This window comes from Kineosporia mesophila (assembly GCF_021129235.1).
GTDB lineage: Bacteria > Actinomycetota > Actinomycetes > Actinomycetales > Kineosporiaceae > Kineosporia > Kineosporia mesophila.
This window is the reverse complement of record NZ_JAJOMA010000049.1, coordinates 1-12,212: the sequence shown is the minus strand read 5'-3', so window position 1 is coordinate 12,212 and position 12,212 is coordinate 1. Positions and strand designations below refer to the sequence as shown.

Below are 12,212 nucleotides of genomic sequence, written 5' to 3'. Positions count from 1 at the left end.
CGTGGGCCTGGCGATCAGCCCCGTTGTGTTCAGCCCCGCGGTGGCAGCGGGTCTGGCGGGGGTGGGCGCTGTGTCCGCCGGCCTCTTCTGCTACCAGGAACGCGAGCTCCTGGCTTTCGTCCGGCGGCGCACGAGTCGCTCTTTTCTCTTCACTTTCACCGGCATACATTTCCTGATGAACCTGGCCACCGGCGCAGCGGCCCTCACCGGAGCCCTCAGCCTGCTCTCCGGTCGGTACCGGCGGATGTACCTCCACACCCCGCTGCCGACGCCCGGGCTGCCGGTCGCCGATGAGGGAGCGGGCTCACCCGGGACGGTGATCCGTGGTTGAGACTCTCACCGCCGACGCCGAACACGTCTTCCACCGACGACACCGTCCGGTCCTGGCACGGGTGCGCCTGGCCCTGATGACGGTGGTTCTGGCGGCGGCGCTTTTCGCCGTGGTCAACCTTGCGGTTTCCGGACGGGTCGCGGTGTGGCTCGCCGCGTCGATGATTCCGCCGATCATGCCGCTGGCCGTCGTCATCCTCACCGCTGTCCCGGCCATTGCCCTGCCCGGCCGACGCCGGTTCCCGGTCGTCCTCGCCCTGGTGGGAATCGCCGTGACTCTGCCCGGGTGCGGTTTGAATCCGGCGGTCCTGGCGCCGCGCCGGCCGGTGGCTGAGGGCGACGGGCGGCCCGGGTTGAGCGTCGTCTCCTGGAACACCGAGTACTGGCACCAGACCGATGACCCGGCCAGGTTTTACGCCTATCTGACGAACCGTGACGCCGACGTCTATCTTCTCCAGGAGTACCTGCACGTCGAAAACGGTGTCGTGCTGCCGATCAATGACCTGGTCGCACTGCGCCGCCACTTTCCCCGGTACCGGATTTTCGTCTCCGGGGAACTCGTCACGCTGGTACGGGACGAGCTGGCGACCGCGAAGGCTCCCGTCCAGGTCGCACCCGACGTCCTGCGGGTGGACGTGAGGGTGCCGGACGGGCAGGACGCGTCCATCTACAACGTACACATCCCGGCCCAACTCGATCCCGGGCTCAGCCCTCTGTCCGGTGCGTTCTACCGGACCCTGAACGAACGCGATCGTTCCCGTCGGCAGGAGTACCGGGCTCTGACCACCGACCTGCGCGCCAACACGCGCCCGACAGTGGTCGCGGGAGATTTCAACACGAGCTCGGCCATGGGTGACCTGCGGTCCGTCCGGGACCTGGCCACCGACGCGGGCAGGGTCTCACGTTCGCTCTATCCGGTCTCGTGGAGCGAGCACCGACCGGCCGCCTTGCGGTTGTGGCGCCTGGACTGGACGTTCCTCCGGAACGCGGAAGCCGAGGACTACCGGCTGGAATCAGCCGAGGGTATGTCCGATCACGCTCTGCAGGCCATCACGGTGCGGGTGGGCGCCCGATGAACCGGCGTGTCGTGGCCCGGCGCCTGGTCATGATCGTCGTCGTGACGGCGGCGGTCTGGTTCATGGCTCGTCCCGTCGTCGCCGAGCCGACGCAGACGCTGAGTGCACTGGGGGCGCTGGGGCCGGGCGTCTTCCTCTTCGGACTTGCGGTGCTCATGGTCGGCGTGGTGATGACGACCCTGGCGTGGCGTGAGCCCCTGCAGGAGATCGGAGAAGCCTTGTCGTCCGGAGAGGCGCTGAAGATCTTTGCCGCCGGGCAGCTGGGCAAGTACATCCCGGGAACCCTGTGGTCGTTGCTGTGGCAGGCCGGCCTGGCCGCCCGGCACGGGATCAGCCCGACCCAGATCGGCCTTGCCTTTGGCGTGCACGCGCTCGTCTCACTCGCCACCGGCGCGGCAGTCGGCCTACTGGCAGCCGGTGCCCTGCTGGAGGGGGTACGGCTCGTGGCGCTGATCGTCGCCGTCCTGGCCGGGCTGCTGATCACTCCGGCGGCTGTGAGCCAGGGGCTGCGCCTGCTACTGCGCGTGCCCTGGCTGGCGAGCCGCGCCGCACCGGTGCCTACCACCGTCCTGGTCCGCTCCACCCTCTGGTCGGCCGGCTCCTGGCTGCTGAGTGGCTGCCATCTGTGGTTGATCGTCCATACCCTTGGCGCTCCCCTGACGCCGAGGGTGGCCATGGTCAGCATCGGCGGGTTCGCCCTGGCCACGGCCCTGGGCAGCGTGGTGATTCTGGTCCCGGACGGGCTGGGGGTCAGAGAGGCCCTGCTCGTGACCGTCCTCAGTACCTGCTTGCCCCCGGCCGGCGCCGTGGTCGCGGCCACCGCGAGCCGCCTGCTCCTGACCGCGGCAGACCTGGTCGCATTCGCCTACGGCGCCTGGAGTGCGCGCCGCGACCGTTCAATCCTGCCCGTCACCCCAGGAGAAGCCCTGTGACAGCAACCGATTACGACGTCTGCGTCGCCGTCAACTACTACGCCCCCTACGTCAGCGGTCTCACCGAGGTCGCCCGGGTGGTCGCCGAAGGCCTCGTGTCCCGGGGACTGCGCGTGGCCGTGGTGGCGTGCCGTCACGAGACCGGTCTCCCGGCGCGGGAAACCATCGCCGGTGTCGACGTCTACCGCACCCCGGTGGTGGCGACGATCGGGCGCGGCCTGGTGAGTCCGTCCTTCGCCACGACAGTTCGAGCGGTGGCCCGCCGCTCCCGTCTGCTGCACCTGCACCTGCCCATGCTCGAGGCCGGCCTGATCACCAGCCTGGTCCGGTCGACCCCCGTCGTGTCGACCCATCACATCGACCTGTGGCTCCCACCGGGACGCGTGAACAGGATCGCCACCCGGGCCGTGGAACACTCGGTGCGGGCGGCGCTGCGGCGCTCGAGCGCCGCGGTGGTGAACAGTGGTGACCAGGCCCGCGCCTCGGACATGTGGCCGACGCTGCAGAGCATGCCCTGGGTGAGCATCCCCCCACCGTGCATCGATAGAGGTGAGGGGCGGGCGTCCTACCGCACCTCCCCGGGGCTCCACATCGGTTTCCTCGGCCGCATCGTGCCGGACAAAGGCATTCAGTACCTCGTCAAGGCGTTCGCCGGCATCAGCGACCCCGGGGCACGACTTCTGATCGGTGGTGACCATGCGGGCGTAGCCGGAGGCAGTGTCATCGAGATGGTGGCGGCCGCAGCCGCCGCTGATCCACGCATCCGGATCCTCGGGCTTCTCCGGGGCCAGGAACTGGCCGACTTCTACGCCTCGATCGATGTCTTCGCCCTGCCCTCGGTCGCTGAGTCTTTCGGGATCGTCCAGGCCGAGGCCATGATGCGTTCCATCCCCTGCGTCACGACCGATCTGCCCGGAGGCCGATACCCGGTTCAGGCCACCGGTTTCGGGAAGATCGTCCCCCCGGCCCAGCCAGAACCCCTGCGCGAGGCCATCCTGAGCCTGGCCGGCCTCGATCCCGCCCGGCGGGCCGCCGGCGCCGCTTCCGCGACCGAGCAGTTCAGCGTCCAGTCCTGCCTGCACCGGTACGCGACCCTCTTCGAGGCCGTCCTGGCCCGGTCCCCCGGCCGACCCCTGCCGGCCGGGGAATGGCAGCCACCGAGCCATCAGATCACCCTGAACTGATCTGATCCCGCCCTGACCGTAGAACCACTTCACAGGAGAGAATCACCGTCATGGCCAACAACGAGACCTTGCACGGCCGCCGGGAGCACCTTCGGGCCGCTCTCAAGCAGCCGCAGATCTGCCTGGGCACGATGTATTTCGGCACCACGGTGAAGGAGAGCGACGCACACGCGATCCTCAGCCGGTTCGTCGAGGGTGGCGGGCGCATCATCGACACCGCCAACTGCTACTGCTTCTGGGTCGAGGGCGGCCAGGGCGACGAGTCCGAGCAGGTGATCGGCCGGTGGCTGGCCGCCAACCCTTCGCTGCGGGAGGAGGTCATCCTGGCCACCAAGGTCGGTTCCCGGCCCGCCACCGCATCCTCCCCCTGGCCCGAGGAGGCCGAGGGCCTGAGTGCTTCGGTCATCCACCAGGAGATGGAACGCAGTCTGGAGCGACTGCAGACCGACTCCATCGACCTGTACTACTCGCACATCGACGATGCGCAGACCCCCCAGGAAGAGACAGCTGCCGCGTTCGGGGAACTGGTCTCCTCAGGTCGTGCCCATCTTCTGGGGGCGAGCAACTTCACCTGGGAGCGGCTGGCGAGTGCCCGCGAGGTCGCACGGGCCAAGGACTTGCCCGCCTACGAGGTGGTGCAGCTGCGCGCGTCGTACCTCTGGCCTCGTCAGGACGCCGATTTCGCACCGCAGATCGCCCTCACCGAGGAATATCTCGAGCAGGTCAAACTGCAGGACGACCTGCGCGTCTTCGGCTTCTCCCCGCTGCTGTCGGGCGCCTACTCGCGTGCCGACCGCGAGATCCCCGCTACGTACCGGACTCAGGAGACCGACCGGCGCCTGGCCGAACTGACCCGTGCGGCGGACGAGCTGGGCCTGACCGCCAACCAGTACGTCCTGGCCCACCTCATCAACCGCCAGCAGATCACCCCGGTGATCGGGGTCAGCTCCCTGGCCCAACTCGACGAGGCGCTCGCCACTCTCGAGATCCTGGCCAAGGCCGACACCGGCTCGGCGCAACAGCACTTCGGATCCTGACCCTCACACGGACACGGACACGGACACGGCCCGGCGCGGACCGATCGCGAGACTGACGAGCACAGGTGCATCCGCGGTGCGACGGGATCACCTGGGCGCCGGAGCGCGGTGTGGCCGGAAGCGGACCGGCGGCGCCGGCAACGACTCCGAGACCCCGGCGTTGCCTGTCCTGACGTTGGTGACGGCGGAGGCGAAGGGCGGGTGAACTCTTGACGGGTTCCCCAGGTGTTGCAGCTCATGATGTTGGTGACGCCGGCTCGCCGTCGCTGAGCTGAGGGCTGATTCCCGGCAGCGGAGTGGATGATCCAGGTGCGAAGGGCCTGGGCGCGCTGGGTTTCCGAAGTCCAGGCGCGGGCGTAGAGGAACTCCTCGGCCAGGATCCGGTGGTATCTCTCGACCTTGCTGTTGTGGCGGCGTGTGAACGGGCAGATTCGCTGGTGAACGGAGACTCCGAGACCGTTCAGGGCCCGCAGGAACACCCGGGATCGGTAGGCCGATCCGTTGTCGGTCACGACCCGGGTGATCCTGGGTGATGCCGTGAGCGGCGAAGAGCACCCGGGCCCTGGACACGAACCCGATCGCGGTGACGGCTTTCTCATCGGGTAGGTGCTCGGCGTAGGCCAGCCGGGAGAACCCGTCCACGGCAGGGTGCAGGAACACGTACCCGGTCCTGACCGCGACGTTGGCTGACCTCACGTGGGAGCGGACGGCGACAGAGCCCGAACATCCGCCAGCACGCGCCAATATCGGATCGCCGTGTGCTCGCTGCCCGCGTCTGATTGATGGACCACGCCCGCGAAGTCCTCACCGGCGATGACGTTCGTGAACAGGGCCATCTCCAGCGCCGCCAGCGGCAGCTCGGTGGCGTGTCGGCCCGCGCCGAACAGGCCCAGGCGGTGCCTGATCCACTCCACCGTGCACCGAGCCACAGGCTCACCCGCGACCGTGATCTGCCGCTCGAAAAGGAGCTTCCACATCTTCCGGGCACCGTAGACCTCCCGGCCACCAGCCGGGTCGTGCCACAGTTCGAGGATGACCTCCCCGACCAGTTACTCCCGCTTGGCCCGGTCGGATTTCGGGCGGGACTTGGCCGCGTGGTAGGTGGACGGGGCGATCTTGCGCACAAACCCGACAGGACAGCGCAGACCGGCTCGACCCCGAACTCCTCCTTCACCGAGTCGATGAACGTGACCACGACCGCCCGGGGCAACCACATCCCCAGCGCCGTAACCACAGGCCCCTCATAATTTCCGTGCTCTCCTGCACGGTTTCGGGGGGCGCACCGTCTTCGGCGGGTGAGTTTCTACTTGCGAAGGCGCGGGTCGAGCTCCCGCGCGAAGAAACTCGAAGCCGCCAGCAGGATCTCGCTCGCCCGCCGCAACTCTTTGACCTCGCGCTCCAGCTCCGGCGTCCGCGTTCTGATCCGTGCAGATCCCGGGCTTGCGGCCGGCTTCCACCTCTGACTGCCCCACCCCGCCCCGCAACGTGTCAGGCTTGAGTCCCACCCGCGGGGCAACCCGCTTCGCGGCCGCGTTCACCGACACCCTGGCTCGGCCGAACGAGCCTCCCTGAACCAGGCGAATCTCCCTATCCCGCAACTCCTGCGGAAACTTCCTCGGTGCTGGCACGCCACTGTCCTCGTCGGATCAGAGCCTCCATCTTAGCCAGGGGGCTTACACCGGTATGACCTTCAAAATGGAATGAAGTCGTTGCTTCCGTAGTAGGTGGCACAGCCGCGACCCGGCGAGATGGGTCGGGGATGCTGTGGGGATGGTCGAAGAACAGGCTCCGCAGACAACCGAGACGCAAGATCTCGATGACGTGTACGAGAGGGCTTGTGCCCTTGCGGAGGCTGACCAGCACCCCGAGGCCGCAGCTCTGTTCCGCCAGGCTGCCGAGCTAGGCCATCGGCACGCCTGGCTTGCGCTGGGCAACAGTTTGGGGAGTCTAGGCCGCCACGCTGAAGCTGTCGACGCCTACCGCGCGGCCGCCGAGATGGGTGACCCTGATGCCTTCCTCAACCTGGGCATCCACCATGAAGAGCTGCAGGGCTGGGCGTCAGCCGAGGTTGCCTACCGTCACGCCGAAACCGCGGGCGATGCAAGGGCGATCTTGGCGTTGGGCGACCTGTGGCGCTGGCACGGCGACCCGGCCGCCGCGAAGGACCTCCTGCAGAAAGCTGCCAGCCGGGGAGACGCTTACTCCGCCGGCTACCTCGGTGTCTGGCTCCGCGACGAAGATTCCACCGCCGATGTAGAGGCGCTCCTACGCCAGGGCGCTGACGTAGATGACGACGCACGCTCAGACTTGGCCTGGATTCTGCGCGCCCGCGGCCACTTCGACGAAGCCGAGAACCTACTGCGCCGCGGCGTGAACACCGGCCACCTCGACTCCAGCATCAAGCTGGCGTTGCTGCTCGAAGAAGACCGTCACGACCTGGCCGGCGCCGAGGACGTCCTACGCCAGGCAGCCGCGGCCGGCGAGTTGTTTGCCTGGAACAACCTTGGAACCCTGCTACGTGACCAACGACGTTTCTTCGAAGCGCAAACCGCCTTCCAGCACGGCGCCGACGGCGCCGACGCATTGGCTGTACGCAACCTGCGGCATCTACACAGCACATACAGGCGCCAGATCAATCGATCCCACCGCCGACGCAAGCGAGCCATACCCTGAGCTGCAGCATCCCCACCAGGTACACAGGGTGCCGACGCCTGGGGCCGTGGCGGGTGCATCTTTTTGGGTCTTGTCCGTTGAGGGTTTTTAACGACGAACACGGTTAATGCAGTTCATTGAAGGTCAATCTTCGGACTCTTCGTTTCATGCGAGGGCGAGGTTGGCATGGTGGTCAGGGTGGCCGGGTGCTCGGCCACAGCAGGCGTTCCGTATCAGGGACCGCCGTCTTGTCATAGCGATGGCGTCCCCGGCGCGCCCCACACTCCCGCTGACTTAGGCACTGCCCTGGGGGTGGCGCACCCATTGATGGAGATCCTCGGCTTGACGGGTAGCGTGGACGCCAGCCAGCAGATTGGCGACGCCGGCTAACCACGGATCCACGTTGAGCAGGTACGCCCCATTCAACCCCATACAGTCTCAATCATCCTACGATTACGTTCAGCTGAAGACCACCTCGGTCTGGTGTTCACACCTACGGGTGTGAACACCAGACCGCAGCGGGGAAATCAGGTCACGGTATACCTAGTCGCATTAACGGGTTTTACTAGGTATCTTTCGGATGGGCCACGCCCCTTACGGTTTATTCATGTAAGCGCCTTGACGCCGATAGGACCACCAACCTTTCATCACTCTTTCCGCCCCTCTTCCCGTACATATTCAGTGAAACCTCAGGCACGTCCCGATCGCCATCCGCCCCTAAGATAGAAATCCAATCCGCAAGATCTTTTGCAGTGATGAAGGCACTACGCTCGAAACTAAGCATGGCGATTGGAATTCCTCGACGCGCGAATTCGAGCGCCTGGGAGCCGGACAGGGACCTGCCCCGCTTTCGCGCAGTGCCCTGGATAATCAATACTTGCGGCGGCAAACCAGTAGATGCTTGTTGGTGCAGTTCCTCGTCATGGGGGATCATTGATTTCCGCATCAGTAGCCGTAATGGAAAACATGCAAGAGCTGGTTCCGATTATTCCAGACATCCACATCCACGTGTACGTGGCCGCCGGCAACGCACTCTGAGCGATAGGTGCACCGAGAGGGCCGTTGACCAAGCCCGAAAAATGATCTTCTGACCGGCGCGTCCCGTTCATAAAGACGGCCCGTCTTCGCGAGAATTGATTTACCACAACAGATTCGAAGAAGACAGGCCGTCGCGATTTATATGGCCGGGTAGCTGTCGGCGACGAGGTCCTTCTTGCCGAGCCGGAGCCGTTCCAGCCGGATGGCACCCAAGTGGCGTGCTTCGTAGACCAGCCCTCGCCACGTCGCCTCGGGTGTCGCTGATGCCTGACCGTAGGTCTCCCAGAAGGCCTGACGCTCATCCTGTTTGGCCTTAGCCATACGGATGGTCCAGTCCGCTGCCGGGTCACCGAACCAGGTCCGATCAAAGTCCAGGACACCGGTGATCGTCGGCTCCGGCGCCCCGGACGCCAGGAGACAGTTGATCGTCCACAGATCACCCGTCAGCAGCATCGGCTCGGTGATCTCGTCCAGCGTGGGCCGCGCGTCGGACGCGATCGCCATGACCTTCTGGAGATCGGCCGAGTCCAACCCCGCGGTAACGAGGTCGAACCGGATGGCTTCGAACGACGCCAGCAACGCTTCGCTCCAGGACCCGTAGGCAGGGCCGGCTACGGGCCCAAAGTGATCACCGCGAACATCATGCACCGAGCGGGCGATCGCTCCCATCTGCCGGAAGTACCCCGGAAAAGTGTCTCGCGGGTAAGAGCTCAGGATGTCGGGGGCGGGGACACCGTCGAGGTAGGTCTGAATCATCCAGTCCCACTCGATCACGGAACCGGTCCAGTCCGCGGCAACAACCTGCGGCATGAACTGAGCGATCGGCGCCAGCCAGGGCTGACTGGCGAACTCGTTGCGCATCAAATGACGCTCACTACGGAACTGACGTTCCGCAGGCGGAGCCGCCCGCAGAATCAGAGGCGCGCTCTGCCCGGTCACCGCGACGCGATAGACGCTGTTGTAGAGGCCAGTGCCCAGCTCCACCACAGCAGTCGGTTCCGCCTCGCCACGGAAGACGTGAGCGAAGACCGCCCGCACCTCATCAGCCGACAGCGACTGCTGAAAGACATCTGCCGACCGTTGGACAGGAAGGAAATCCACTGCAACCCCCTTCATCGCAGAACCTGATCCTCGGCGGAATCCTCCCGACTGAACCTTGATGCCCCAGTCATCCAGGCCAGCGTCCTTGTCAGGTACCTGAGGCCCGCGCCTCGCTTACAGAGCATTCGAATCCAGTAGAAGCGGAAATCCCGGGACACTTCTTGCACTACGGGACAAACGTGGTTTGGTTCACCTCTCGTTTGCCTCACACGCGTGACGTCATGCATGAGCATCCGGCTGCTATTGACCTCCTACGGTGGCGAGGGAACCGTGCCGTGAGGACCCTCTGAACGGCCCGCCATGAAGGACGAGCTGGAGAGTCGGGTGAGCAATGAAGCAGGTCAGGAGGGGGCGACGCCGAGGGTGACATAGGAGTGGCACCTCAAGCGGTACGGGTGAGGATGGGTTTCGGCGGCGGGAAAAATTGCCGGTGGGCTGAGAGTGTGAAACAAGGTTCTTGTGTTTGAGCTGATGTACGCCAGTCAGGCTGTGGTGGATCTGAACGAGCGCGAGATGGAAGCGCTGTTAGGGGTCAGCCGGGCCCGTAACCAGGAGGCCGGGATCACCGGCATGCTGCTGCACGTTCATGACGTCCCGGCGCAGGAGGCGTTCTTTGTGCAGATCCTGGAGGGCGATCAGGAAGCCATTGAGCAGACCTTCGCCAGGATTCAGACCGATGAGCTGCACACCCGCGTGACGGTCGTTCATCGGGCGGTTGCTGCGCAGCATTCGTTCCCGGATTGGCAGATGGGCCTGGCCACGATGGATATGACCGTGGCCGTTGACCTGGCCCGTCACCACCCACAGGCCGGTCAGGCCGGTCAGGCCGGTCCGGCCGGTCCGGCCGGTGCTGCTCGTTCTTCCCTGGAGATGCTGTCGAATGCTTTCCTGGCCCGCATCATGCTGACCTTGGGCGCGCGGGAATTGCGCCAGCACAATCGTTCCGAGACGGCCGGCGTCATCCAGCACGCTGACGCACAGACCCTGCCCGCCACCCCGACCCCTGCCTTCTTCTGGCGCGGCCCCGACGGCAGCCCCCTACCCGGCTGAAAATTGCCCCCGCTCTGGCGACCTGCCTTGCCCTGGCAACGGCACCGAGCACGGCGAGACCACGGACGGGTTCCAGTGGGGCCTCGCCCAGGGATTCCGGGAGACGCGCGTACCGCCCCAATCCCAGCGCGGGAAAGGGACATCTGGACTCCTCACCGAGTCCTTGGCCGGGTTGCTGTCCGGGCGCCGGGGCGTGGGTTCGTACGGCACGCTCAGGCGGTCGCTGGCCCGCTCTGATCAGCTGCCGGGGTCTGCTCGAGCGGTAGGAGGATGCTCGTGGTGGTGTAGAAGCGGCTGATCTGCTCCACCACGTCCTCGAGGGCATCCAGGTTCAGGGGCTTGGTGACGAAGGCGCTGGCGTGGCCCTGATAGCTGCCGCGCACATCGGCCTCGGCGTTGGAGGTGGTCAGCACGACGACCGGGACGGCCCGAAACTGCGGGTCAGCCTTGATCCGGCGCAGGAATTCGCGGCCGTCCATGCGGGGCATGTTCAGGTCCAGCAAGATCAGGTCCGGGCGCACCGCGCCGGCGTGTGTCCCGACGCGCCGAAGGTAGTCCGGGGCCTCATGCCCGTTGCCGGCCACGTGCAGCACGGGCGGCCGGCCGGAGCGTTCCAGGGCCTCGGTGATCATGAGGACATCGCCGGGATCGTCCTCGACCAGCAGGACCACCGGGATCCGAGACTCCTCGGTCATAACCGCTCCGTTCCTCGTGTACGCCGCACCCGCCACCGCAAAGGCCGATCTCCCGCAGGCCCCGACCACAGATGCCCGCGAGGGTGTTCGGGTGCGGGCAGCCCTGGAGCAGCATCACACCAGCGACCACCGACAAAACCCGTGACCCCCCACCCGGCGCAGCGTCCTGACATGAGCAACGCACCATGAGCAACGCCCAGCGACCCCCTGTCCCCGGGTGAAGGAGTGAAAGCAAGCCTTGGCGGCGGTTGAGGAGCCGGCGGACGCGCGGCCGTGCTGGCTGCGGGGTGCGGCGCCACGAGAGCGACCCATCCGAACTGCCTGAGGGCTCCGAACACGGTGACCGGCCCATTCGTCTGCCCGTGACGAAGGAAGATGGGGGCGAGGGAAGACAGTGAGCTGGGCCGACCGGCCCAGCTGGCTCAGATCAGGTTTCGTCTGGTCGGGTAGCCAGGTCATCAGGCTGTCGGCTCCGACCAGGGTGATGAGTTCGGCGGTGCGGCGTGAGGGTCCTTGCAGCCGTAGATGGGTCCCGGCGGCCTGCAGACCCGCGCCCAGGCGGATGATGAAGGACAGCCCGGCCGAGTCCATCATGGTCATCTTGCGGACGTCGATGATGTTCTTGCGGGCCGGGTGCCGGCGGAACCGGCCGGCTTCTTCCAGGTCCTGGCTGATGCGCTGGTCGATGTCCCCGTACAGAATGACCAGCGTGTGCTCGTCGTGAGGCAGCACCATCACATCGCCGGGGCTGGTCCTGGGACAGGGCGTTGGCGGACGCCCCAAGGCCGCCACCGGCCGGATTAGCCGGGTCGGCGAAGCCTTCGGGTTCGGGCTCGTTGTAGGCGTGGGCGCGCGATGGCATGAAGGGCCCTTGCTGGTGGGCGGGGGCGCCGGAAAGTTCCACCCGGTCTGGGGTGGTCGCTTCGTGTGGGGCAAGCAGCCTGGTTAGACCGCAGGTTTAGAGGCCGTCCCTGACCGTAAATCACCACCAGAAGCACTGTCACCTGGCCGGTAACCAGCCCGCACGAGTGTCAGAGCAGGCCCGTGGTCCTTCGCGTCGATCCTCGACCTGCCAGGGCCCCGAACGCACGTCTGCTGGATCCCCTGCGGATCTTCT

General features: G+C 66.2%; 10 protein-coding genes and 2 pseudogenes. 7 read left to right on the top strand and 5 right to left on the bottom strand.

All coding sequences use genetic code 11. The features are described 5' to 3' along the window. From LR393_RS34705 to LR393_RS34685, 5 genes and pseudogenes are all read left to right on the top strand, one after another. A pseudogene (locus LR393_RS34705) lies at window positions 1-331 on the top strand (hypothetical protein); the annotation flags it as partial. Further along, window positions 324-1,406: an endonuclease/exonuclease/phosphatase family protein gene (locus LR393_RS34700; protein ID WP_231489471.1), complete on the top strand. Its 1,083-nt coding sequence runs from the start codon at window positions 324-326 to the stop codon at window positions 1,404-1,406. The pseudogene LR393_RS34705 and the gene LR393_RS34700, both read left to right, overlap by 8 nt. Further along, a complete protein-coding gene (locus LR393_RS34695) occupies window positions 1,403-2,338 on the top strand; it encodes a lysylphosphatidylglycerol synthase domain-containing protein (RefSeq protein ID WP_231489470.1) in 936 nt (311 codons plus the stop codon). The genes LR393_RS34700 and LR393_RS34695 overlap by 4 nt, the downstream gene beginning before the upstream one ends. After that, window positions 2,335-3,522 (top strand): glycosyltransferase family 4 protein, encoded by a 1,188-nt coding sequence (locus LR393_RS34690; RefSeq protein ID WP_231489469.1) that lies wholly within the window; start codon window positions 2,335-2,337, stop codon window positions 3,520-3,522. The genes LR393_RS34695 and LR393_RS34690 overlap by 4 nt, the downstream gene beginning before the upstream one ends. A gap of 50 nt (window positions 3,523-3,572) precedes the next feature. Then, window positions 3,573-4,559: an aldo/keto reductase gene (locus tag LR393_RS34685; RefSeq protein ID WP_231489468.1), complete on the top strand. Its 987-nt coding sequence runs from the start codon at window positions 3,573-3,575 to the stop codon at window positions 4,557-4,559. A gap of 224 nt (window positions 4,560-4,783) precedes the next feature. Here the strand turns inward: LR393_RS34685 and LR393_RS34680 are convergent. Continuing rightward, window positions 4,784-5,330: pseudogene (locus LR393_RS34680) on the bottom strand (DDE-type integrase/transposase/recombinase); the annotation flags it as partial. Further along, window positions 5,252-5,536 (bottom strand): hypothetical protein, encoded by a 285-nt coding sequence (locus LR393_RS34675; protein ID WP_231489467.1) that lies wholly within the window; start codon window positions 5,534-5,536, stop codon window positions 5,252-5,254. The pseudogene LR393_RS34680 and the gene LR393_RS34675, both read right to left, overlap by 79 nt. Before the next feature lie 793 nt (window positions 5,537-6,329). On the opposite strand from LR393_RS34675, the gene LR393_RS34670 reads away from it, so the two are divergent. Continuing rightward, complete coding sequence (locus LR393_RS34670) at window positions 6,330-7,232, top strand: tetratricopeptide repeat protein (RefSeq protein WP_231489466.1); 903 nt, start codon at window positions 6,330-6,332, stop codon at window positions 7,230-7,232. A 1,155-nt stretch (window positions 7,233-8,387) separates the two neighbouring features. On the opposite strand, the gene LR393_RS34665 is transcribed toward LR393_RS34670, so the two are convergent. Further along, window positions 8,388-9,365, bottom strand: coding sequence for a phosphotransferase family protein (locus LR393_RS34665; RefSeq protein WP_231489465.1), 978 nt, complete (start codon window positions 9,363-9,365; stop codon window positions 8,388-8,390). Window positions 9,366-9,809: 444 nt separating this feature from the next. Here LR393_RS34665 and LR393_RS34660 point away from each other — a divergent pair, with 444 nt between their 5' ends. Further along, window positions 9,810-10,400 carry a BLUF domain-containing protein gene (locus LR393_RS34660; RefSeq protein WP_231489464.1) on the top strand — a complete coding sequence of 197 codons (591 nt, stop codon included), beginning with the start codon at window positions 9,810-9,812 and terminating at the stop codon, window positions 10,398-10,400. A 212-nt stretch (window positions 10,401-10,612) separates the two neighbouring features. On the opposite strand, the gene LR393_RS34655 is transcribed toward LR393_RS34660, so the two are convergent. Together LR393_RS34655 and LR393_RS34650 are read right to left on the bottom strand one after the other, a co-directional pair. Then, complete coding sequence (locus LR393_RS34655; RefSeq protein ID WP_231489463.1) at window positions 10,613-11,095, bottom strand: response regulator; 483 nt, start codon at window positions 11,093-11,095, stop codon at window positions 10,613-10,615. 114 nt (window positions 11,096-11,209) lie between these two features. Beyond that, window positions 11,210-11,830, bottom strand: a complete 621-nt coding sequence (locus LR393_RS34650; RefSeq protein WP_231489473.1) for an STAS domain-containing protein — start codon at window positions 11,828-11,830, stop codon at window positions 11,210-11,212. Window positions 11,831-12,212: the final 382 nt, after the last annotated feature.